The organism is Bacillus sp. UMB0728, assembly GCF_002858875.1.
Taxonomy (GTDB): Bacteria; Bacillota; Bacilli; order Bacillales; family Cytobacillaceae; genus Bacillus_AB; species Bacillus_AB infantis.
Genome location: NZ_PKLA01000001.1, coordinates 521,233 through 544,151, shown reverse-complemented (window position 1 = coordinate 544,151; position 22,919 = coordinate 521,233). Strand labels below are relative to the sequence as shown.

Here is a 22,919-nt window from a genome sequence, read left to right as displayed (position 1 = left end):
CACTTGTCATTCTTCTTATCTTTCAAGCCCATAAAGGACCTGCAGGAATTAGCACCTTTTCAATATTATCCATTGAAGGTTGCTGAGGCTTCACAGGGCCATACCCTCTGCCTCTCTTGATAAGAAATACAGTTATTGAATTTTCTATACTTTACAATATTAAACCAGTAAAAGTCAATGAACTTTCATAATATTTTAAAAATATGATCTCAACCCTCGATCAGATTCAGGACAGATACATCCAATTCCTTTTCAGGTTCAGCCCTGGAATATATCCTCGCTGTCCTTGTCCTTTCATCCACATGCTGTATGATTACAGATTCACCTTCATAGCTGACTTTAATAGGATCAGCAGACATAAGAATTTCTTTTGCCCTGCCAATATTCATTTTCATTCCTCCTTGGAAAGTATCGTTATATTTTTTGTACAGCCGGGAGAAATTTATGCGGAAGAAAAGAAAAAATGGGAATTTATTTTTGTGAAAATTCAGCTCTTTTGCTTTAGAATAGAAGCAAGAAAAGGAAAGTGAAGGTGAGTCCATGCAAAAACATATGAAAAATCGCTGCTTATTGTATGAATGCATTCAAGACGGAGAGCTGATCGAAGAGGCAGGCCATATGCCATTCCAGCATGCGGACACCCTGGTCAAGGGCCCTTATGACTTTCCTTTGGACAGAAGACAAGAATGTCTGCACAGCATAAAGAGCAGGAAAACAAAACAGCTGGGCATTAATATAGAAAGAATATAATGGGGGACTGCACATAAAAACGCCGGGTCAGGCATTGTATTAGATTACTAAGTTGAAACATAGGAAAAAAATAAAACCGGGAATCTTTCCCGGTTTTATTTTTTACTATTAGAATAATAATCGCTGTTTATTCACAAGAATCCCTTAATCCTTTACAGTCCTAAAGTTAGATATCTACCTATTATAACATTACTATATTCATAATGGAGCGAAAAAAAATAGAAAAATCATTTTTTTAATATAGATTTTAAGGTGATGAAAAAAAATTACATTTTTCTTCTAATTTTCAGTTTAAATCCTTTGTACGATAGGGATTTGCGTGGTAAAATGTCATTGAAAACGTTTTATCCTCTGAATAAAATTATTATTCATACAATTTTGCGTTACTATTTCATATATTAGGGTAAAAATTTACGGGATAAAATGCCGGAAACTAAATGTTTTCTTAAAAAAACACTCGGAGGTAATTTTCATGAAAACGCCATCCAACGGCGAGGGACCTTTACAGGGGTTTCATGGACCAAACCTTGGCTATGTTATTGAATTATATGAAAGATTCCTGGAGGACCCTCAATCAGTAGACGCTGAAATGAGAGAGTACTTTGAAAAGTGGGGATCTCCTGAACAAACTCAGATTGACACCTTTGAAAATGATAAGCCTGTCCAGGCTGCTGCTCCCGGACAGCTGGAAAAAACGCTGGCAGCTATCCGCCTTGCGGATAATATCAGGGCGTACGGCCATATCTCGGCTGATATCTACCCATTAAAAAACAATAAGCCGGAGAAAGACATCCTTGCGCTGGAGCAATATGGATTGACCCGGAATGATCTGGAGCAGGTGCCGGCATCGATCATTTGTTCAGATGCCCCTTCACATGTACGCAATGGATTTGAAGCAATAGAGCATCTTAAGAATGTATATACCCAAACAATAGCTTATGAGTTTCATCATGTATACGATGTGAACGAAAAGAATTGGCTTCGGAACAAGGTGGAAACAGGCACACTGCTTGGAGAACCTTCAAATGAAAAGAAGGTGGGAGTCCTGAAAAGGCTGATGGAGGTTGAGGAGTTTGAAAAATTCCTTCATCGCACATTTGTCGGGCAAAAACGCTTTTCAATCGAAGGACTTGATACGCTTGTGCCGCTATTGGACGAGCTGGTTGCAGAATCTGTTGTCGACGGAGCGAAGACGATCAATATCGGAATGGCTCACCGGGGCCGCCTGAACGTGCTTGCCCATGTGCTTGGTAAGCCGTATGAAATGATCTTCGCTGAATTCCAGCATGCGCCGAATAAAGAGCTTGTGCCTTCTGAAGGTTCTATCGGCATTAACTACGGCTGGACAGGCGACGTAAAATATCACCTGGGATTGGACAGGCAGATCAAGAAGGAAAACACGACTAAAGCAAGGCTGACGCTTGCTAATAACCCGAGCCACCTTGAATTCGTCGGCGCGGTAGTTGAAGGCTTCACACGGGCAGCCCAGGATGACAGAAGCGCTTCCGGCTATCCGAAGGAAGATCCAAGCTCGGCTATGGCAATCCTTATTCATGGTGACGCAGCTTTCCCGGGACAGGGAACTGTGGCAGAAACATTGAATCTCAGCCAGCTTACTGGTTACCGTACTGGCGGAACCATTCATATCATTGCAAATAATACGATCGGATTTACAACAGAATCCCAGGATTCCAGATCTACCCGGTATGCAAGCGATCTTGCCAAGGGCTATGAAATTCCGATCCTGCATGTAAATGCTGACGATCCTGAAGCTGTGGTAGCTGCCGCCCAGCTCGCCTGTGAATACAGGGCGAAATTCAATAAAGATTTTCTGATTGATCTGATCGGCTACCGACGTTTCGGACACAACGAAATGGATGAGCCGATGACGACAAATCCGCTTATGTACAATGTTATACATAAGCGCCCAACCATTAAATCACTATACAGTGAACAGCTGGTTGCAAACGGCACTCTTTCCAGGGAAAGCCTGGAAGGAATGGATGCTGAGGTTCTTGATAAGCTGAAAGAGGCCTATAATAAAGTTCCAGATAAGAAAAAGGAAGTTGAGGAAACCAATCCGCCTGAAACGGTTGAAAAAGGTATTCCTGAATTAGCCACAGCTGTTGAACTGAAGACATTAAAGCAAATCAATGAAGAGCTTCTGACATGGCCTGAAGATTTCAAGGTCTTCAATAAACTGGACAAAATCCTGAAGCGCAGGACTGAAGCGCTCGAAGGCAACGGAAAAATTGACTGGGGCCTTGCAGAAACATTGGCATTCGCCTCCATCCTGAAGGATGGTACGCCAATCCGCCTGTCCGGGCAGGATTCAGAACGCGGAACCTTTGCCCAGAGAAATGTTGTCCTTCATGACAGCAGTTCAGGAAAAGCTTATTCACCATTGCATATGCTTTCTTCTTCTAAAGCTTCATTTGCAGTCCATAACAGCCCGCTGTCAGAAATGGCTGTTGTCGGCTTTGAATACGGCTACAATGTATTCGCACCTGAAACTTTAGTGCTGTGGGAAGCACAATACGGTGACTTCTCCAATGCTGCACAAGTCATGTTCGACCAATTCATATCCGCTGGAAGAGCGAAATGGGGACAGAAATCCGGTCTTGTCATGCTTCTGCCTCATGGTTATGAAGGCCAGGGGCCAGAGCACTCGAGCGGCAGGGTTGAAAGATTCCTGACTTTAGCAGCTGAAAACAACTGGACAGTTGCCAACCTGACTTCATCTGCACAGTACTTCCATATTCTGAGGAGACAGGCTGCCATCCTGAACAGGGAAGAAGTAAGGCCTCTTGTCCTCATGTCGCCAAAGAGCCTGCTGCGCAACCCGAATGTTGCTTCCAACGGGCTGGAGCTCAGCGAAGGAGCCTTCCAGCCGATCATTGAACAGCCTGGATTGGGACAGGCAAAAGATCAGGTGAAAAGGATTGTATTTGGTACAGGAAAGATCATGATCGACCTTCATGAGAATATTGAGGATGCAGCTAACCTTGACTGGCTTCATATTTTAAGGGTCGAAGAAATTTACCCGTTCCCGATGAAGAAAATCAGAAGCATCCTTGAACAGTATCCAAACGTTGAGGAAATCGTATGGGTTCAGGAAGAGCCGAAGAATATGGGAGCATGGAATTTTGTAGAACCGCGCCTTTCCGAATTGGCTCCAGCCGGTGCAAAAGTTTCCTATACCGGAAGACGCCGCCGTTCAAGCCCGGCAGAGGGTGACCCGAACGTCCACAAAAAAGAACAAGCGCGCATCATTAATGAAGTCTTAACACGTACGGAAGAGGGAGGATTTTAAAGTGGCAGAAATTAAAGTTCCAGAATTGGCGGAATCAATTACAGAAGGTACGGTGGCTCAATGGCTGAAACAGCCGGGCGACTTTGTCAATAAAGGGGATTATGTCGTAGAGCTGGAAACCGACAAGGTCAATGTTGAAATCATCTCTGAATACAGCGGAGTCATCAAGGATCTCGGCGCACAAGAAGGTGACACTGTCCAGGTTGGCGAAACGATTGCGACAGTTGATACGGAAGCGACAGAAGGCAGTGCTCCTGCTGAAGAAGCACCAGCTGAGAAAGCGCCTCAGGCATCTGAGCCGCCGGCTGCTCCGAAAGAGCCTGTAACAAACGAAGCTAAGCCGCAGACAGAAGAAGAACAGGAAAAGAAGCAGCGTCCGATCGCATCTCCTGCAGCACGCAAGATGGCCCGGGAAAAAGGCATTGACCTCAGCCAGGTGCCGACAGCCGATCCTCTTGGCCGCGTAAGGGCACAGGATGTTTCCGGATACAATCCACAGGCAGCAAAGCAAGAATCAAAGCCAGCAGCTGCATCACCAGGACCTGCTGCACAGCCGGCACAGGACAGCAAGCCTGTCGAACGCGTCCGCATGTCCCGCCGTAGACAGACGATTGCCAATCGCCTTGTTGAGGTTCAGCAGAATGCTGCCATGCTGACAACGTTCAATGAAGTTGATATGACCAATGTAATGAACCTGCGCAAGCGCCGCAAAGACAAGTTCTTTGAAGAAAATGACGTTAAGCTGGGCTTTATGTCATTCTTCACAAAAGCAGTTGTTGCTGCCCTGAAGAAGAATCCTTTGTTGAATGCGGAAATACAGGGTGACGAGCTGGTACTCAAGAAATTCTATGATATCGGCATCGCTGTTTCTGCAAAAGAAGGCCTCGTCGTTCCTGTCGTACGGGACGCGGACCGGAAGAACTTTGCTGAAATAGAAGGCGACATCATGGATCTTGCTGACAAAGCAAGAAACAATAAACTTTCACTGAATGACCTCCAGGGAGGAACATTCACAATCACAAATGGCGGAGTATTCGGTTCACTGCTGTCAACACCGATCCTGAATGGCCCTCAGGTAGGCATCCTGGGAATGCACAGCATCCAGCTGCGCCCGGTTGCCATTGATGCCGAGAAGATGGAAAACCGCCCAATGATGTATATAGCATTATCATACGACCACCGCATCGTTGACGGAAAAGAAGCCGTTACCTTCCTGAAGCGCGTAAAAGAGCTGATCGAAGATCCGGAATCATTGCTTTTTGAAGCTTAATAGATAGGAAGCAGAGCCTTAACAGGCTCTGCTTTTTTGTGCGTCTAAAAAAGTTTCCTTAAGGAAACTTTTTGTCGTTTTTGAATAAGCTATATAAAAAGCAGGAGTGAGAAAAGTGGGACGAATTCAGAAGAAAATATACTGCTATTCAGCTTTAATGAAAAAAGCGGGGATCATCAGTGAAGAAGAATATCAAAAGATAATTGAGGGTTGCTGCGGCGGAAAAAGAAGCAGCAGCTGAACATGAGTCCTTGCACAGTTAAAAAAATTCATAAGGGTTAATACTAAAAAACCCGTTTAGATTATTCTAAACGGGTAAAATGCTTCATTAATTTTTAAATGGCCTTAGTCCTCTTCGCTGAATTTCACCTTTAAGTATGTTGATCCATTCTTTTTCCATACCAGTTTTCAATGCATCACGATACGAGACGACAAGTTGTTCATTACTCATAATTTTCATTTTGCATTCCTCCCAGAAAAAGAATTGAATATTCTTACTATTAATTTATTGTAAATGATTGTGCTCATTTTGAAAAGCAATAAGGTAAAAAAATTTACAATCGGTCCTAAAGTACCTATTTTACGCAACCTTCCTCAAATCGATTATTTCTGTCGATTTAGGGTATGAATAGAAATTTACAGCTGGCGGAAGATAGACTCTGGTTATAAAAAAAAAGTAAAATAGACTGTGAGAGACATACAATGACAGGGAAGTAGTGAAAGCATAATGAGTGAAGAAAAAGCAGTAAGCAGAAGCACAAGCCTGATAACAGCAGAGACGCTCAGGAAAGATCTTGAAAGTCTCGGTGTGCGTGAAGGAATGACTTTAATTGTACATTCAAGCCTCAGTTCAATCGGCTGGGTATGCGGTGCAGAACAGGCAGTCATTCAGGCATTACTTAGCGCCGTCGGCGAACAAGGCACAATTGTGATGCCGTCTCAGTCACTGGGAAACAGTGATCCAAAATATTGGCAGAATCCTGCTGTACCTGAAGAATGGTGGGATGGTATCAGGAAAGGCATGCCGGCTTATGATCCCACGACTACTCCTACAAGAGGAATGGGCAGGGTCGCTGAGCTGTTCAGGACTTTTCCGGACGCCAGAAGGAGCGGACATCCTACCGTTTCATTTTCAGCCATCGGCCGCCTGGCAGAGGAAATGACACAGACTCATTCCACCGATTTACCATTCGGGGAAGAATCTCCGCTGGCTAAGCTTTATGATTCCGGCAGCATGGTACTCCTGATCGGAGTGGGTTACGACAACAGCACAAGCATGCATTTGGGAGAGTACAGAGCAGGCGGCCTGAAAACCTATAAGCAAAGTTCTGCCATGATGGAGGGCGGGAAAAGGATCTGGAAGACTTATACAGAGGCAGAGGTTGATTCAGACCGCTTCCCTGAAATCGGACGGGCTTTTGAAAAAGAGCATTCTGTCATGAAAGGGAAGCTGGGGCAGGCAGACTGTCTGATGATGAGTCAGAGGGATATTGTTGACTTTACAGTAAAATGGCTGCAAAAAGAAAAAGGAGGCCAAATAAATGAATTTGAAGCTTGATCATATTGTGCACTTTATTGACAGGCATCCCGCTGAAGCGATTGATAAATTGAACCAAGAGGGACTGAAGGGATATATGGGCGGCCGGCATCCGCTCTGGGGAACCTATAACAGTGTCATTTACTTCAATTCTTCATACATAGAATTCCTGGCAGTGGAGGAGGCGGAGATTGCTGCTTCTTCTGATAATCCATTGATTCAGCAGCTCATAAAAGGGGTAAAAAGAGGAGAAAGAATCGGCCAGCTTTGCTTCAGGACCGAACATATCGGCAAGCTGCAGGAGCAAATGGCCAGTAATGGCATCAAAACAGTCATCCATAAAGGAAGAAGAACAAGGAAAGATGGTAAATTGATTAAATGGAAAATGCTTTTTGCTGAAGGGGGAGGCCGCCTTCCATATCCTTTTTTCATCGAGTGGGAACAGAAGGATGAAGAAAGGTTTAATGATTTAAGAAATACGGGCATCTTATTGCCCAGCCAGGAGTCACATGCGGTTAAGACTATTAAGATGTTGACTGAGAATAAGAGCGAAACAGCAGAATCCTGGGCGAAGCTTTTGGGAGGCACCTCCCCAGTTAAGCAAAAGACTCCGGGTGAATCGTTAATTGTTCAGGCAGGAGGGTGCCGGATAGATTTTAGTGAACCATACAGCGAAGAAACCGAAAACATCTTCTCAGAGTATGGGGAAACGATTTGGCAAGTCACTTACAGCCCGTCCCTGAAAGAGAACCGGATCCATATTTATGGCGGTATCTATCAATAAAAACAAAGGAGGATGCTTGTGCTTAAAAAATACTCGATAACTACCTCGATGCGGGATGAATTAGCAGAAATTACTGATACTGTAAGGGAATTTGCCTCAGATCAGGAACTCACTGAAGGAGCAATCCTTATATATTGCCCTCATACAACGGCAGGACTGACAATTAATGAAAATGCAGATCCAGATGTAAAAATTGATATGATCAACCGTCTCGATGAAACCTTTCCATGGAATCATTTAAAGGACCGGCATGAGGAAGGGAATACGGCCGCCCATCTGAAAGCTTCCTGCATGGGAGCTTCACAGCATGTCATCGTTACCGGTGGCAGTCTGCTGCTTGGTGTATGGCAGGGCATCTATTTCTGTGAATTCGATGGTCCCCGGGAAAGAACATTTTACCTTAAGGCCATTCATAATCGTGCAAAAGAGTAGGCAGGCGCTAAGGCGCCTTTTTTGTTTTGGTTTTTTGTGATAAAATTCAAAAGATTTGAATTTATGAAGAAAGAGGTGGAATGATGCCATTTAAGGGACCGGAAGCCTATGATGAGGAAGGGTTTTTCAGCAGCTATCTTTCCAGGAGATATCGGGCAGAGAGTCCGAATCATACAATGGAAGAGCCTGCCTTTTATTCTTTGGCCGGCAGCCCCTCAGGCAAGGAAATACTCGAAATTGGGTGCGGTGATGGCTCATATGCTGCCAGCCTGCTGGAAGCGGGATGTGCTTCTTATACTGGAATCGAAGGGTCGCAAAATATGGCCAGACTTGCACAAAAGCGGCTGGGGAACTCCAATGGAACAGTGATTCATAGCAGGATAGAAGATTATGAGTGGGAGCAGGAAAAATATGATTTGGTCTTATCCAGGCTGGTCCTTCATTACATAGAAGACCTTGGCCCGGTTTTATCCCACATCCGCTCAGCCCTGAAGCCTGGGGGCAGGCTAGTCATCAGCCTGCAGCACCCCCTTTTGACTTCTTCATTCAAAAGCACGGGCAGTGATGGAAAAAGAAAGGAATGGATCGTTGACGACTATTTTCTGACTGGAAAAAGGGAGGAGCCATGGATGGGGAGCTTAGTAGTAAAATACCACAGAACGGTTGAGAACTATTTTGGACTCCTCCAGCAGGCAGGACTGACTGTTGAAAGCTTGAAAGAAGCAGTTCCTCAGGAAGGATTATTTATGGATAAATCGGAGTATGAACGAAGAAGAAGGATACCATTATTCCTGCTGTTTTCCTGCAGCAAGCCATAATTATTGATAAGCCCTGCCGGGGATGCAGGGTTATTTCCCTCTCTTAATAATTGAATATTCTGTAAAATATGATAACATATTTGTAAGCCTTTTCAACACATTAGAAGGAGTGGGGAATATGCAGGGATTGCTTAATACAACAGTCGGAAAATTATTGGAAGAGAAATCACGGCTGCATCCGGGGCATGAAGCTGTCGTTTATCATACAGAAGGGCTGCGGATGACATACCATGAGTTTGACCAATATTGCCGGAAGGCTGCAAAAGGCTTAATGAAACTGGGCATTGAAAAAGGAGAAAACCTTGCTGTTTGGGCGGCAAATACACCAGAATGGCTTGCCTGCCAATTTGCCACAGGCAAGATGGGTGCTGTCCTTGTCACAGTGAACACGAATTACCAGGCTTCAGAGCTGGAGTATCTGCTTAAGCAGTCAGAGTCTTCCACTTTGATCCTTCAGGAGAATTACCGGGGTTCTTCTTACATAGACATGCTTTATGAAATTGTACCTGAGCTGAGGAAATCTGAGCCCGGCAAGCTGAAGAGCAAGAAGCTTCCCTTTTTGAAGAATATTATAGTCATGAGTAAAAACAGATATCCTGGAGCCTACTGCTGGGAAGATATCCTTCAGTTATCAGAAGAAGTAAAAGACAGAGATCTCGACCGCCGGATGGAATTACTGGACCCAGATGATGTCATTAACATGCAATATACTTCAGGGACAACCGGTTTCCCTAAAGGCGTAATGCTGACACATGCTAACATCATCAATAACGCCTACCATATCGCAGGCTGCATGGAACTGGGAAAAGAGGACCGTCTATGCATTCCTGTCCCTTTTTTCCACTGCTTTGGATGTGTGCTTGGCACCCTCGCCTGTGTCTCTGTCGGAGCTACTATGCTCCCTGTCCGGGAATTCAGCCCGAAAGAGGTGCTGCTGACTGTCCAAAACGAAAAGTGCACCGGCCTTCATGGTGTACCGACGATGTTCATTGCCGAGCTTAACGACCCATCCTTTGGCGGATATGATCTTTCTTCACTGAGGACAGGGATCATGGCCGGCTCCAACTGCCCGATTGAGGTGATGAAAGCTGTCATTGAGAAAATGGGAGCGGCTGAAATTACGATTGCTTACGGACAGACAGAATCATCCCCAGTCATCACACAGACAAGGACAGACGACCCCATAGAGCTTCGTGTAGAGTCAGTTGGGAAGGCGCTGCCGCATGTCGAAGTCAAGATTGTAACTCCCGGGACTTCACATGAAGTTCCCCGGGGGACCCAAGGGGAACTATGTACAAGGGGCTATCATGTCATGAAAGGCTACTACAACAACCCTGATGCAACAAAAGAGGCCATTGACAGTGAAGGGTGGCTTCATACAGGGGACCTTGCTGTTATGGATGAGAACGGCTATTGCAGCATCACCGGCCGCCTGAAGGATATGGTGATCAGGGGAGGAGAAAATATATATCCCCGTGAAATTGAAGAATTCCTATATACCCATCCCAAGGTACTGGACGTGCAGGTCACCGGGGTCCCTGACCCGGTTTTCGGGGAAGAGCTGATGGCATGGATCATCCTGAAGGAAGGGGAAACCGCCGGGAAAGAGGAACTCAGGTCATTCTGCCGGGGAAAAATATCCAGGCACAAAATTCCCCGGTATTTTGAGTTTGTCAAAGAATATCCGATGACAGCCTCCGGGAAAATCCAAAAGTTTAAATTAAGGGAAAAAGCAAGAGAGATTGCAGAAAAAGAACAAGGAGCCCTGTTACGGCATAAATAAGATACTTCCTTTTTCAATCAAAAGTCTGAATACTGTTCCTCCTTCCCGCCAATGCTGCAGAATGCTCTGCAGATTATAATGAGAATATCAAAAAGCGGGAGGCGCAGCATGATGTATGAAGATACTTATGTAATTGAGAAGCTCAGTCAATACAGGGGAAAGGAATTGGCAAGTATAGTGTTTTTAGAAAAGGAAAAAAAGGAAAAATATCCTTTTTACTGCCACTTTTCACTATTTAAGAATAGGCCGGCATGCCATTGCAGCCAGCATAATCTGTAGCCGGGTAAAGCAGGGTCTTCATTAGCCCCTGCTTTCTATATTCTGTATAATAGGCGTAAGGCAGGAATGACGGGAATCAACATTTCATTTTATATCAATATGGAGGTTTGACATTGTCTTACGTAAAGCTGTTTGTGTACGGTACATTGAGAAAGCATGAAGAGAATCACTATCTGCTGGAAACCGGCAGGTGCCTGGCAGAGCAGGCATGGGTTTACGGGGAACTGTATGACACAGGGCTGGGCTATCCTTCCATGAAGGCTTCAGCCAATCAGAAAGTATACGGGGAATTATATGAAGTGCACTTGGATCAATTCAAGGACCTTGATGAATTGGAGGATTATATTCCTGGCCGGAAGGATAATCTCTATGACAGGGTGGAGCAGGACATCCATACGGATGCCGGCTCCCTCAGCGGTTTTGTTTATATATCCAACAGAGATGATCTTTTGGCGAAACCAATCCTTCATGGCGATTGGAAACTTTACAGATTTATGAAAGAACGCCCTGCAGACGTATTATATTTTGCTTACGGCTCCTGTATGGACGATGAACGCTTCAGACTGGCAAAGGTGGATCATTTTTTTCAGCAGATTATTGGATCAGGCACCTTAGAAGGCTACTCAATGAAATATCTTCTGGAGAGGCCGGACGGGGGCAGGGGAGATATCATTGAGGATGGCGGATTGACTGAGGGGATCCTTTACCGATTGCCATATGATGCAGTCGAATACCTGTTCATCCGTGAAGGTTTTCATGGAGGACTGTACAGGCCCGTTTTCGTTGATATCAAATCAGAAGGCATTTTGCATAAAAATGTCCTTTCCTTTCATGTTTATAATAAACGGGATGAGCTTGCACCTCCTGACCATTATGCTGCAGAGATCCTTCGGGGTGCAAAGGGGAGGCTTAGCGGGGAATATTTCAAGAAGCTAGAAGGAAAGATCGCTGCGCTCCGTTCCCAAAGCCCTTTAGCTGGCCAAAAGGAATAAAAATTTCTGCTAAAGCCTATCCATAGGTTTAATACTGGCTCCCAAGGTGGTAAATAACCTTTGCCATCATCTCAGAAAGAGGGTCAGCATATGAATATGATTATGGATAATGGCTTGCTGATTGAAGTAATCTATAAGAAAAAACTTTATCAATACTTAGAATTCATCCGGCTAGATAATATTTGCCAAAAAACATATGTAACATGCAAGAATATAGTGACAGGTGAAATGTACACTTTCGATGAAGAATATATTGATAACATCATTACTAATATCCAGCCAAAACCGGATGAAGAGGAAAATCCAGTTGCTATATAGGCTCCCGATTCTTTATACTAAAAGGTGAAAAAGCTGAAGGAGTGGCAAAAGATGATCCATTTAGACTGGCATGAACGGCCAACATTAAAAACAGTAAAATGCGTCCATACGAATGCAGCCAAGTATATTGTGAACAGGGCGCTTACTGAGGGCAAAGAGTATGAAGTAAAAAATGAGACAGAAGAGTTTTATTTTGTCGTAGACAATTCCGGAAAAGTGAGCGGTTTTTATAAAGATTACTTTCAGGAAGCTTAAGAAGAGAGCTCCAGGCATATGCCTGGGGCTTTTTATTTTTGAAAAAGGATTTTTCTCAACCATTGTCGAATATAGTTTTTCTTAGCAGAACAGGAGGAGAACTTTTATGGCATTATGGATAGAACCGCCCATCCTTGAAGGAAAGACCGTCAGGCTGAGCCCAATGCATGAAGAACAAAGCAGTTTGCTGTGGGAGGCTGCTGATTATAAGGAGATCTGGGAATATACGGCGTCAAAAATCTTTAGCCTTGATGAAATGGAGGCAGATATCCGGAAAGCGGCGGATTTGGAGAAGGAAGGGAAACACCTGGCTTTTTCGGTGGCCCTGAGGGAATCCGGCAGGCTTGTGGGCAGCACCAGGTTTCTGGACATCCTGCCGGAAAATAAAACGCTTGAAATCGGCTCAACATGGTATACGCCAGATGTCTGGAGGACATCTGTGAATACGGAATGCAAGTTTCTCCTTCTTAGGCACGCTTTTGAACAATGGGATATGAACAGGGTCCAGCTAAAAACGGACAGCAGGAATGTCAGATCCCAGAAGGCAATTGAAAGGCTCGGTGCAGTTAAAGAGGGCATTCTTCGGAAAGACAGGATCATAGCAAATGGATACGCCAGGAATACTGTATTTTACAGCATCTTAAAAGAAGAATGGCCGGAAGTAAAAGAAAGGCTCATACAGAAAATGGAGCATATCTATCCTATTTAAGACTTGGAAATGTTTTTTCTGCAAGCATTATAAACTCCTGGTATAGCTGATCAACCGGTTTTCCGGCAATGATTGCATCCTGATAGGATTTTACGTGCTTATAAAACTCTGCATCCTCTGTTAAATAAACCGTTTTTGCAGAGTTTTCTCCCTGCATTGCCTGTTTGATTTCCTGTCTGGAGTTTTCGGCAAGCTGGTAATCATTACCTGGCTTTACCGCAACAAACGTGCGGTTATTCGTTTTAATCACGACAGCATCATTAACCATGTCCATACTGCTGATCCTATTAGAAGCATTTTCATCCAGGATCAGCCTGGGCGCTTCATTTTTCCCTTCATAAGATGTCCTTGTTGGATCTGTCAGCTTTGTGTTTGTTTCACTGTCTTCCTTCGGGCTGCTGATGAGATTTTCAGTCTGCTTGCTTCCCATATCCCTGATAGCAGTATCATCATATGTATCTTTTTCATTAATTCCGCAGCCGGGGAGAACAGAGAGGGCTGCAAATCCCGTTAGAAATAGTCTTTTGCTGATCAAAATCCCACATCCTTTCTATTCTTCATTATTTCAGAGTTCCATGCCATTTATACAAAAAAGAAGCATGAAGGTTTCCCTCATGCTTCTTTCAATATTACTTAGATATTTCCGCTTCTTTAGCTGCAGGAGCCGTCTGATAAAGCCTGCGTCCGATAAGGGTCTGCACGATAAGGAATGTTCCTCCTACAGTCCAGTATAATGGCAGGGCTGCTGGAGCGCTGAAGGAGAAGACCACAATCATGACCGGCGAGAGCAGTCCCATGAACTTCATCTGGTTCTGCTGCTGGACCGGCATATTGGCCTGAGTCACTTTAAACTGCAGATAGTAGACTATGCCTGCTGCAGCTGTTATGAGCAGATCAGGCTGTCCAAGGTTGAACCATAGAAAAGAATGGGTAGCAATTTCATGAGAACTTCTGATGGCATAGTAAAAACCCATCAGAATAGGCATTTGAATCAGGATAGGAAGACAGCCCATATTGAGCGGGTTGACTCCATGCTTGCGGTAAAGGGCAAACATTTCCTGCTGCAGCTTTTGCTGTTCTTTTTGATCTTTCGTCTTTTTCAACTGGGCCTGGATCTTGTCCATTTCCGGCTTCAGCACATCCATTTTGCCTTTCATATCCTGCTGCCTTTTGTACTGCTTAAGCATAAGCGGCATAAGGGCCAGGCGGATGATCAGCGTAATAAGGATGATGGATAAACCGAAATTGCCATTAAATAATTCAGCGACCATATGGATGGCACTTGCAAAAGGCTGGACCAGATAGGTGTTGAAAAAGCCATCACTCTGCTGGCCGGGCTGTGATGCCTGGCATGCGGAAAGAAGGATAGCTGTTAAAGATAGAACAAGAAATGCAGCAGGATTTTTTTTCAATTTCAATTTAATTCCTCCATTAGTTTAAATTTTAGATAGCAAATTTAAGCAAAATGGAGGAGTCTGCATCCTTGGAGTCGCTGCCCGATCCTTCCTTGGCGCGTATATATTTGGCAATCCAGCGGAGAAGCGGGCTGAAGGGCCTGCCGCATGCTTCGTAAAGCTTAAGGCTTCCGGAACCGGCGCCCAGCTCGGCTGGCTTGCAGGTAGATTCCATGAAAGAGTATTCAATATTCCATGCCCATAAGAACTTTACTGTAAGGCCAAGCATGAAGCTCGCATACAAAGTATATTCAGCCGGAATATTTGTAAAATCCATTAAAAGATCAAACATTCATTCACCCCATACATTAGTAGGCCAATACGGTCATTATATGCTATTTCAGCACTAAAGGCAATGTTGCCCGGCGGCGGCCCAACTGATTCAGCAGGCTGCAGATTCTTTTTAAACGAAAGAATGAATAGGATAAGTTATAGCAGATTAACAGAGAGGAGGAAAAGGGTGGCAATAAAAAATAAATATATCTTTCTACTGAAACTTGCCCTGCCAGCATTATTTTTCATTGTCTTAGGATATGAGGCTAAAGGCATGCTCTCCAAATTGGACTGGGATGCTTCTGCCGGATTGGCCCGCAGTCTTTCATTCCTGGATTTGCTCTATATATTTGCTCTTGGAATCGCCGCCCTTTCTCCAATGTACTTTTACGATGTTGTACTGCTTCAGATGTTTTCTGTCCATATACCGAAAACAAAATTATTCTTTTATTCACTTTCAGCTAACGCGTATTCCAATATCGTGGGTCTGGGAGGCATAGCGGGTGCCACCCTCAGGACATATTTCTATAAGAAATATCTGCCGAAGGACAGTCCGCTGGTATTGACGGCTGCCAAGCTCTCGTTCTTCTTTTTAACCGGTCTTTCTCTTTTTGCAATTGCTGTCCTAACCAATTCTGCAGGGCCGCTGGATGGCTGGGAGAGTGTGCCCTTATGGGCGATTGCACTTTATAACCCGCTTTTTTTGGCACTTTACTGGCACCGGAAGCCTTTTTGGGATATTCCCGGAAACCGGAAAGGCTTTGTATCTGAGCTGGTTGCCATTTCAATCTTTGAATGGCTGTTCATCGTCCTATGCATATGGGGGATATCCCATACAATCGGGGTGAACATATCCTTTTTTCAGCTGTTCCCAATCGTCATCATCGCGCTGTGTACTGGAATTATCAGCATGATTCCGGGCGGAGCAGGATCTTTTGATCTGATCTTCCTCTTAATGATGCAGAGGGAGGGGGTTGCAGGTGAAGCTGCCATGCTCATCCTGTTTTTGTACAGGCTCAGCTATTATCTATTCCCAGTCCTTCTAGGAACACCGTTTATTGTAAAGAAAATACTGGGAAAATAAAATGGCTGCCCTCATAATGGACAGCCCTCAATTTTTATTATATTATGCAGACTCTTTTACTGCGGGTCCTGACGTGAAGAGGAGCCTTGCACTCACAAGCCTTCGCCTTACAATGATCCCGGCCCAGGCTGCCAGGGCCGCTTTTATGACTCCTACAGCAAGGAAAGGCGTAAATCCTCCTGCTATTGCAGCACCCCATCCAAGCCCTACTGCAATCTTAAGCCAGGCAGTTCCAAAAATGAGGGTAACGAACATCCCGATTATGTTGGCCACTAAAGCATGCTTGAAGGTAAAACCCGTTTTTTCAATATACAGCCCGGTGATAAAAGCGGCAGGAATAAAGCCGACAAGATACCCTCCCGTTGGACCGGCCAGCTTTGAAATGCCTCCTGAAAATTCAGCAAAAACAGGAACACCGGCAGCGCCGATAATCAGATAAAGAATAACCGATAAAGTTCCGTAACGGGAGCCAAGTATGGTAGCTGCCAGTCCGATTGCCAGCGTCTGGCCGGTAATTGGCACGAGAGGCAGCGGAACAGTAATCTGTGCCAGCACCCCGATGATCGCTGCAAATAATGCAGTCACAATCATTGACCTAAGTTTAAGTTGATCTTTCGTCATCATGATTCTCCTTTTCAGTAAACTATAATCTTATGTATGTTAACAATTAAAATGTAAACCTTTCAGAATTTAATGTCAACCAAAAAAATATATAAGTTTACTTAAAAGTAAAGTCCGGCTTCATGAAGCCGGACTGACGGTTCTACTTCCATATATATTCAATCATACGCCCCTTAAATAGATTGGTATCAATATTGCAGGCTTCGGCATCTAGTCCATATTGCCAGCCCAACACAGCTGACCCTTCCGGTGCTTCCGGACTGTAGGCAGGTGCCTCGCTTTCAGTGGAAATCCCAGCTTGAGGATAAGCTGTCCAAATAATTACATTCTCCTTTAATCCCGCTGAGTCTGCGGCAGCATTATTATAAGCGGCATACAGAGTGCTGTTGCTGGAAAAAACACCATAAATCCCTGCCTCATATGGAGATTCACTCATAGCGCCGTAATAGCCTCTAATAAAGTCAGAGTCAACCGGATAGTCAGGTTCTATATCAGCAAAAATGGCTGTACCTTCCGGAACCCCCAGCTCACTGGCAAGCTGAATCCCCAGATTCCCTATTTCTGTTCCATTTTCCATGCCTGTAGCATCTGTGAATTGGTTATTGATCAGCAGGATTCCGGCATTATTGGATTGCAGAAAGGCCGCTTCCTCTTTTGTCAGTCCTTGTGAAACTCCTTCTTTAGTTCCCAGATATCTTCCCCAGATCTGAGGGTTCCCAAAGTTATCTCTAACACAGGAAAATAGTTCCTCTGTCGTCAGGCTGGCGGAATCGACTCCCCACACCACCGATTCGGGATCGGTCTCATTTCCGCCGCTGTCATCTCCCTTTGAAGGACCCCAGTGGAAAATAATAAAAGGAATGGCCGCTATCAGAAGGACCGGGATCAATACAGCAAAGAACTGCTTCCAATTAATCATCTGTCACACTCCTTTCATCGTTACATGATATTCTCAGGCCCGGGAGTGTGCTTGGGCTGTCAAAGATTCTGAGCCGGTTGCAGGGCTTTATAAGAGTAAATAGCTTGAAGTTGGGGTATCATCGTAAAAGATGAACCATTTTGGAGAAAGCTCCGGGATGATTCCTTCCATGAATTGGCTTATAATAGATTTATTCTTAAAGAGCAAGGGAGGAATTCTGTATGAAAAAAGCATTAATCAATATTGATTACACTTATGATTTTGTAATCGGAGCCCTGCCGTGCGGCAAGCCTGCCCAGGAAATCGAAGAATACATAACAAACCTTACTGAGACTTTCATAAAGGAAGGGCATTATACCGTTTTTGCCATTGATCTCCACAAAGAAAATGATCCTTTTCATCCTGAAACAGAGCTTTATCCGCCCCATAACATAGAAGGTACTAAAGGGCGGGATTTATATGGCAGCCTGAAAAATGTGTTTATGCAGCACCAGAGTAAGGAAAATGTCCACTGGATGGACAAAACGCGCTATAGTGCCTTTGCAGGAACTGATCTTGAACTTAAGCTGAGGGAGCGGGGGATTGAAGAGCTCCATCTGTCAGGGGTCTGTACCGATATCTGTGTTCTTCATACAGCTGTGGATGCTTATAATAAAGGGTATAAAATCATCGTGCATGAGAAGGCGGTCGCAAGCTTTAACCAGGCAGGACACAGCTGGGCACTGGAGCATTTCAAAGGCAGCCTGAATGCTTTGGTAATAGAGTAATCATTGGAGGTAGGACATGAAAGGAAAGTATCTGGACGACAGTTTGACTCTTCATACTGACTTATATCAAATCAATATGGCCGAAACATACTGGGAGGATGGCGTTCATAACCGTAAAGCGGTGTTTGAGCTATTTTTCCGGAAGCTACCGTTTGGAAACGGCTATGGTATTTTTGCCGGCCTTGAACGGGTAATAGGCTATCTCGAAAATTTCCGTTTTACTGAAACAGATATCGATTATTTAAGGGATGAGCTTCACTATAAAGAAGATTTCCTTGAGTATCTGGCAGAATTGCGATTCACCGGATCTGTCCGTTCAATGGCAGAAGGTGAACTTGTTTTCGGAAACGAGCCGATCATGAGGATTGAAGCTCCGCTTGCCCAGGCGCAATTGGTCGAAACGGCGCTTTTGAATATTATTAATTACCAGACCCTTATTGCAACCAAGGCTTCCCGCATCAAGCAGGTGGTCGGCGAGGAAACTGCGATGGAATTCGGAACGAGAAGAGCACAGGAAATGGATGCTGCCATCTGGGGAACAAGAGCGGCCTATATAGGAGGCTTCAATGCAACGTCCAATGTGCGGGCCGGGAAGCTGTTCGGCATTCCTGTTTCCGGTACACATGCACATGCGCTTGTACAGGCTTACCGGGATGAATATACTGCATTTCACAAATATGCACGCCGGCATAAAGACTGTGTATTCCTGGTAGATACTTATGACACCCTGAAATCCGGGGTTCCAAACGCCATTAAGGTAGCGAAGGAACTTGGCGATAAAATCAACTTTATAGGGATAAGGCTGGACAGCGGCGACCTTGCCTATCTTTCAAAAGAAGCCAGAAGGATGCTGGATGAAGCCGGGTTCCCGAATGCAAAGATAGTAGCATCAAATGACCTTGATGAATACACCATCATGAACCTGAAAGCCCAGGGTGCAAAAATAGACACATGGGGCATCGGGACAAAGCTTATCACGGCTTATGAGCAGCCAGCCCTGGGTGCCGTTTATAAGCTTGTGTCCATTGAGGATGAAGAAGGTAACATGAAAGACACCATCAAAATCAGCGGCAATCCTGAAAAGGTCACAACCCCTGGCCTGAAAAAGGTTTACAGGATCATCAATACGGCTAATCAAAAATCAGAGGGCGACTATATTGCTATGGAGAATGAACGGCCCGAAGAAGAAGAAAGGCTGAAAATGTTCCATCCGGTCCATACCTTTATCAGCAAATTCATCACCAGCTTTAAGGCACAGGAGCTGCATCATGATATTTTCCGTGATGGAAAGCTTGTATATGAAACCCCTGAGCTCAACAAAATACAAGCTTTTGCAAAGAGCAATCTGCATGTGCTCTGGGATGAATACAAGCGCTCCCTCAATCCTGAGGAATATCCGGTTGATTTGAGCACATTATGCTGGGAAAACAAAATGCGCAATATTGAGCAAGTTAGAGAAAAGGTGAAACGGAATCAATAGAGGAGGAGAAACAAAATGAATCTGCAAAAAAGAATTATGGAAGAGTTAAATATAAAGCCAGAAATTAATCCTTCTGAAGAAATCAGAAATAGAGTCCAATTTTTGAAAGATTACCTGGTGGCCTCCCAGGCAAAAGGCTATGTGCTCGGAATCAGCGGCGGACAGGATTCAACCCTTGCCGGCAGGCTGGCCCAGATGGCAGTGGAGGAATTGAGGAGTGAAGGGCATGAAGTGCGCTTCATAGCCGTCCGCCTTCCGTATGGAGTGCAGCAGGATGAGGATGACGCACAGCTTGCTCTTTCATTCATCAAAGCCGACACTGAATACTCTTTTAATGTAAAAAATGCTGTAGATGCCGTTAAAGAAGAATTTGACACCATCACAAAAGGCGAGCCTTTGTCTGATTATCATAAGGGTAATGTAAAAGCCAGGATGCGCATGATTGCCCAGTATGCTATTGGCGGCCAGGAAGGACTTCTTGTCATCGGCACAGACCATGCAGCAGAGGCAGTTACCGGCTTCTTTACGAAATATGGCGACGGCGGAGCAGACATACTTCCTCTAACAGGTCTCACGAAACGCCAGGGTAAGGCGCTCCTGAAGGAAATGGGTGCAGAAGAACGCCTCTATCTCAAGACCCCTACCGCCGACCTTCTAGATAATAAGCCGGGACAGGCGGATGAGACTGAGCTGGGGATCAGCTATGATGAGCTGGATGATTACCTGGAAGGAAAAGAGGTTTCACCTGAATCTGCCGAAAAGATCGAAAAGAGATACCTGATCACCGAACATAAAAGACAGCTGCCTGCTTCCATGTTTGACAGCTGGTGGAAAAAATAAAAAACGGACCTATGGCAGAAATGCCGGACAGAGCCAGTAAATACTAAGAAAAGCCGTCCAATCAGTGGACGGCTTTTCTTACTTTGGAAGTCTGGATTTAAGTTCTTCAGCGAATGCCTGCGGTTCATCAGCGTCCAGAACAATCCGGTCAGCCTGCTGGACTATTCCGAAAGGCATCAGTACTTTTCCCGGCTCTTTAAGCCTGATTTCAATCTGAGGCTTTTCCTGCATAAAGTCGATGGCCCTTGCATCATAGAGAGTTTGCAGTTCTTTTTTTGTAAACTTTTCGGGACCTTCGTAGAAAGATATGCTTTCAATATTGCTGAGCTTCACTTCCATGCTTTTGGAAAGCCCTGTTTGCAGCAAAAGGACTTCTTGTGTCAATAGATAAGGGGTCAGCCGCATTGCATGCAGCTCTCCGATGAAATATAAAACTGCATACACATTCACTATAAGAAGAATATAAGAAATAACCGCATTCCATTGATGCAGAAAGAAGTGCAGTCCAACCGATTCAAGAACTGTTGCATGAATCAACATGATGTAAACGGCCGTTGAGCTTTTCTTTTTATGATAGGTAAATACAGTGCCAGTGTCTGTCAGAGGCTTTCTTTTCCAAGAAAATAAGGAATAGTGGAAAAGGGCGATTTCAGACATTAAAAGCCTGAGAGCCGCTGAATCAGAAAAATACTTTCCGGCTGCTTTGTCCAAATTGTATTTCAGAAAAGAATCATGGGTGTTCCGCCTATTAAGTTCTTTATAAAATTGCCATATTTTTTGTTTGTTTCCCAGTATTGCAGCCGAGAAGATAAAGATTTCCCCGAGAATAAGCATAAACTGCAGCATATTGTCTGATTGCAGGTGCCCGTCAGGGATAATCACTTGTGAGAGTACATAAGCGGCAAAAAGGACGGGGCTTAAATATAGAATAGAGTGTTTTCTCCTTAAAAGGAGAAAATAAACCAAAGCCGGCAGGACAATATACAAATCCACCAAAGTGCCCCAATAAACTCCCTTAGGGACAGGAGCTAAATAAGATGTCCGATAAAGCAGGCAATTTGCTGCGATTACCATGCCTGCAAGTACTGCAAAAGTAGCTTTATCATACCTTTTAATGGACAACAACATAGTTCTCACCTCATTTCCATTATATAGGAATTGATGGAGTGCAAGAAGGCCTTTGAGTGCAGCTTTGTGAAACATTTATGAATATTTGACTCCATTTCCAGGTTTCATCAGAGAGGGCAAATCCCTCAAAAATGGCCAGGAATTACCGCTGGCTCTGAGACTATCTATCTGGTTAAATAGCAGTATGAAAACATTACTGAAATATTCTATCATTTTATTGCTTTCCGTCACCTTTGTCTTTGGAACGCGCTTAACAGCGGACGCTTCAACCGTACATACAGTACAAAAAGGGGATACGATGTGGAAAATAGCCCAGCAATATCAGGCGGGCATTACAGAAATCATCAATCTGAATTCCCATATCACAAACCCTCATTTCATTTATCCGGGCCAGAGGATCACCATTCCTTCAGCAGCAGCCGAACAATCTGCCGAAGAACAGGTAGTCCAGCTGGTAAACAAAGAAAGGGCGAAATACGGCCTGAAGCCACTTCAGTCCAACTGGGAGCTCTCAAGGACTGCAAGGTACAAATCCCAGGATATGATCAACAAAAACTATTTTGATCACAACTCTCCAACCTATGGTACACCATTTGATATGATGAAGAGCTTTGGAATTTCCTACAGGACAGCTGGGGAAAATATCGCTGCCGGACAATCCACACCACAGGCTGCAGTCACCGCCTGGATGAACAGTGAAGGCCACCGCAAAAACATCCTCAGCAGCAGCTTCACCGAAATCGGCGTCGGATATGCCAAAGGAGGCAGCTACGGGCATTACTGGACACAGATGTTTATTGGGCGATAGGAAGGCATTGGCTATACTGAACAGCAAATGTATCTTGGAAAAAGAGGGTTCCAGCCTGATGCGCTGGAACCCTCTTTTTATTTAATCGGGGAACAGAACAGAGGTTAATTCATTGAGTTTAAATTTTGCTCGGGCAAACTGGACTGTATAGGTCGAGTGTCTCAGTCGGCTGATCAAAAGCCCTCTGAATTGTGGAGTGTTTGCCAGGGGGTCTTAGTCGGCTGTACTAGTGCCCTCTGATTTGAAAATTGCTAGCCTGAGGGTCTTAGTCGGCTGTACTAGTACCCTCTGATTTGAAAAATGCT

At 44.6% G+C, this 22,919-nt stretch carries 25 protein-coding genes and 1 riboswitch; of the genes, 17 read left to right on the top strand and 8 right to left on the bottom strand.

Going from position 1 to position 22,919, the window contains the following annotated elements; translation table 11 throughout:
• Positions 1 to 12 precede the first annotated feature (12 nt).
• Positions 13 to 126: riboswitch (SAM riboswitch) on the bottom strand.
• An 83-nt stretch (positions 127 to 209) separates the two neighbouring features.
• Positions 210 to 389 carry an H-type small acid-soluble spore protein gene (locus tag CYJ37_RS02655; RefSeq protein WP_035402568.1) on the bottom strand — a complete coding sequence of 60 codons (180 nt, stop codon included), beginning with the start codon at positions 387 to 389 and terminating at the stop codon, positions 210 to 212.
• 833 nt (positions 390 to 1,222) lie between these two features.
• Between CYJ37_RS02655 and sucA the strand changes: the two genes are divergently transcribed.
• The 3 genes from sucA to CYJ37_RS27585 all read left to right on the top strand — a co-directional run bounded on the left by sucA (position 1,223) and on the right by CYJ37_RS27585 (position 5,574).
• Positions 1,223 to 4,063: a 2-oxoglutarate dehydrogenase E1 component gene (gene sucA, locus CYJ37_RS02645; protein ID WP_101547776.1), complete on the top strand. Its 2,841-nt coding sequence runs from the start codon at positions 1,223 to 1,225 to the stop codon at positions 4,061 to 4,063.
• A gap of 1 nt (position 4,064) precedes the next feature.
• Positions 4,065 to 5,333, top strand: coding sequence for a 2-oxoglutarate dehydrogenase complex dihydrolipoyllysine-residue succinyltransferase (gene odhB, locus CYJ37_RS02640; protein ID WP_094768995.1), 1,269 nt, complete (start codon positions 4,065 to 4,067; stop codon positions 5,331 to 5,333).
• A 115-nt stretch (positions 5,334 to 5,448) separates the two neighbouring features.
• Positions 5,449 to 5,574, top strand: a complete 126-nt coding sequence (locus tag CYJ37_RS27585; protein ID WP_022543869.1) for a hypothetical protein — start codon at positions 5,449 to 5,451, stop codon at positions 5,572 to 5,574.
• A gap of 87 nt (positions 5,575 to 5,661) precedes the next feature.
• On the opposite strand, the gene sda is transcribed toward CYJ37_RS27585, so the two are convergent.
• Positions 5,662 to 5,793 carry a sporulation histidine kinase inhibitor Sda gene (sda, locus tag CYJ37_RS02635; protein WP_022543868.1) on the bottom strand — a complete coding sequence of 44 codons (132 nt, stop codon included), beginning with the start codon at positions 5,791 to 5,793 and terminating at the stop codon, positions 5,662 to 5,664.
• A 267-nt stretch (positions 5,794 to 6,060) separates the two neighbouring features.
• Here sda and CYJ37_RS02630 point away from each other — a divergent pair, with 267 nt between their 5' ends.
• From CYJ37_RS02630 to CYJ37_RS02590, 9 genes are all read left to right on the top strand, one after another.
• Positions 6,061 to 6,891: an aminoglycoside N(3)-acetyltransferase gene (locus tag CYJ37_RS02630; protein WP_009793781.1), complete on the top strand. Its 831-nt coding sequence runs from the start codon at positions 6,061 to 6,063 to the stop codon at positions 6,889 to 6,891.
• Positions 6,875 to 7,654, top strand: a complete 780-nt coding sequence (locus tag CYJ37_RS02625) for a VOC family protein (protein WP_101547775.1) — start codon at positions 6,875 to 6,877, stop codon at positions 7,652 to 7,654. Before CYJ37_RS02630 ends, CYJ37_RS02625 begins: the two co-directional genes overlap by 17 nt.
• Before the next feature lie 18 nt (positions 7,655 to 7,672).
• On the top strand, positions 7,673 to 8,086 hold the full coding sequence (locus CYJ37_RS02620; protein WP_165352533.1) for a secondary thiamine-phosphate synthase enzyme YjbQ: 414 nt from the start codon (positions 7,673 to 7,675) through the stop codon (positions 8,084 to 8,086).
• Positions 8,087 to 8,169: 83 nt separating this feature from the next.
• The gene (locus tag CYJ37_RS02615) at positions 8,170 to 8,904 is read left to right on the top strand and encodes a class I SAM-dependent methyltransferase (RefSeq protein WP_180827257.1); all 735 of its coding nucleotides are present in this window, start codon (positions 8,170 to 8,172) and stop codon (positions 8,902 to 8,904) included.
• Between the two features lie 127 nt (positions 8,905 to 9,031).
• Positions 9,032 to 10,687: an AMP-binding protein gene (locus CYJ37_RS02610; protein WP_035402570.1), complete on the top strand. Its 1,656-nt coding sequence runs from the start codon at positions 9,032 to 9,034 to the stop codon at positions 10,685 to 10,687.
• A gap of 392 nt (positions 10,688 to 11,079) precedes the next feature.
• Entirely contained in the window at positions 11,080 to 11,958 is an 879-nt protein-coding gene (locus tag CYJ37_RS02605; RefSeq protein ID WP_101547773.1) for a gamma-glutamylcyclotransferase, read from the top strand.
• Positions 11,959 to 12,048: 90 nt separating this feature from the next.
• A complete protein-coding gene (locus tag CYJ37_RS02600; protein WP_009793788.1) occupies positions 12,049 to 12,276 on the top strand; it encodes a hypothetical protein in 228 nt (75 codons plus the stop codon).
• Between the two features lie 51 nt (positions 12,277 to 12,327).
• Positions 12,328 to 12,531, top strand: a complete 204-nt coding sequence (locus CYJ37_RS02595; protein WP_009793789.1) for a DUF6501 family protein — start codon at positions 12,328 to 12,330, stop codon at positions 12,529 to 12,531.
• 106 nt (positions 12,532 to 12,637) lie between these two features.
• The gene (locus CYJ37_RS02590) at positions 12,638 to 13,240 is read left to right on the top strand and encodes a GNAT family N-acetyltransferase (protein ID WP_101547772.1); all 603 of its coding nucleotides are present in this window, start codon (positions 12,638 to 12,640) and stop codon (positions 13,238 to 13,240) included.
• Here CYJ37_RS02590 and CYJ37_RS02585 read toward each other — a convergent pair.
• From CYJ37_RS02585 to CYJ37_RS02575, 3 genes are all read right to left on the bottom strand, one after another.
• Positions 13,233 to 13,775: a YhcN/YlaJ family sporulation lipoprotein gene (locus CYJ37_RS02585; RefSeq protein WP_180827229.1), complete on the bottom strand. Its 543-nt coding sequence runs from the start codon at positions 13,773 to 13,775 to the stop codon at positions 13,233 to 13,235. The genes CYJ37_RS02590 and CYJ37_RS02585 overlap by 8 nt on opposite strands.
• A gap of 94 nt (positions 13,776 to 13,869) precedes the next feature.
• The gene (yidC, locus tag CYJ37_RS02580) at positions 13,870 to 14,658 is read right to left on the bottom strand and encodes a membrane protein insertase YidC (RefSeq protein WP_009793792.1); all 789 of its coding nucleotides are present in this window, start codon (positions 14,656 to 14,658) and stop codon (positions 13,870 to 13,872) included.
• A gap of 25 nt (positions 14,659 to 14,683) precedes the next feature.
• Complete coding sequence (locus CYJ37_RS02575; RefSeq protein ID WP_101547770.1) at positions 14,684 to 14,986, bottom strand: hypothetical protein; 303 nt, start codon at positions 14,984 to 14,986, stop codon at positions 14,684 to 14,686.
• Positions 14,987 to 15,154: 168 nt separating this feature from the next.
• On the opposite strand from CYJ37_RS02575, the gene CYJ37_RS02570 reads away from it, so the two are divergent.
• Positions 15,155 to 16,051: a lysylphosphatidylglycerol synthase domain-containing protein gene (locus CYJ37_RS02570; protein ID WP_022543862.1), complete on the top strand. Its 897-nt coding sequence runs from the start codon at positions 15,155 to 15,157 to the stop codon at positions 16,049 to 16,051.
• 42 nt (positions 16,052 to 16,093) lie between these two features.
• Here the strand turns inward: CYJ37_RS02570 and CYJ37_RS02565 are convergent, their stop codons facing one another.
• Positions 16,094 to 16,672: a biotin transporter BioY gene (locus CYJ37_RS02565; RefSeq protein WP_101547769.1), complete on the bottom strand. Its 579-nt coding sequence runs from the start codon at positions 16,670 to 16,672 to the stop codon at positions 16,094 to 16,096.
• 142 nt (positions 16,673 to 16,814) lie between these two features.
• Positions 16,815 to 17,591 (bottom strand): glycoside hydrolase domain-containing protein, encoded by a 777-nt coding sequence (locus tag CYJ37_RS02560; protein ID WP_009793796.1) that lies wholly within the window; start codon positions 17,589 to 17,591, stop codon positions 16,815 to 16,817.
• Positions 17,592 to 17,812: 221 nt separating this feature from the next.
• Between CYJ37_RS02560 and CYJ37_RS02555 the strand changes: the two genes are divergently transcribed.
• The 3 genes from CYJ37_RS02555 to nadE are packed head-to-tail and all read left to right on the top strand — an operon-like array spanning position 17,813 to position 20,678.
• On the top strand, positions 17,813 to 18,358 hold the full coding sequence (locus CYJ37_RS02555; RefSeq protein ID WP_101547768.1) for a cysteine hydrolase family protein: 546 nt from the start codon (positions 17,813 to 17,815) through the stop codon (positions 18,356 to 18,358).
• A gap of 16 nt (positions 18,359 to 18,374) precedes the next feature.
• Positions 18,375 to 19,838 (top strand): nicotinate phosphoribosyltransferase, encoded by a 1,464-nt coding sequence (locus tag CYJ37_RS02550; protein ID WP_009793799.1) that lies wholly within the window; start codon positions 18,375 to 18,377, stop codon positions 19,836 to 19,838.
• 15 nt (positions 19,839 to 19,853) lie between these two features.
• The gene (nadE, locus tag CYJ37_RS02545; RefSeq protein WP_009793800.1) at positions 19,854 to 20,678 is read left to right on the top strand and encodes an ammonia-dependent NAD(+) synthetase; all 825 of its coding nucleotides are present in this window, start codon (positions 19,854 to 19,856) and stop codon (positions 20,676 to 20,678) included.
• Positions 20,679 to 20,756: 78 nt separating this feature from the next.
• Here nadE and CYJ37_RS02540 read toward each other — a convergent pair whose 3' ends face one another.
• Positions 20,757 to 21,806: a hypothetical protein gene (locus CYJ37_RS02540; protein ID WP_142385214.1), complete on the bottom strand. Its 1,050-nt coding sequence runs from the start codon at positions 21,804 to 21,806 to the stop codon at positions 20,757 to 20,759.
• A gap of 184 nt (positions 21,807 to 21,990) precedes the next feature.
• On the opposite strand from CYJ37_RS02540, the gene safA reads away from it, so the two are divergent.
• On the top strand, positions 21,991 to 22,614 hold the full coding sequence (gene safA, locus CYJ37_RS02535; RefSeq protein WP_101547766.1) for a SafA/ExsA family spore coat assembly protein: 624 nt from the start codon (positions 21,991 to 21,993) through the stop codon (positions 22,612 to 22,614).
• The last annotated feature ends 305 nt before the right edge of the window (positions 22,615 to 22,919 follow it).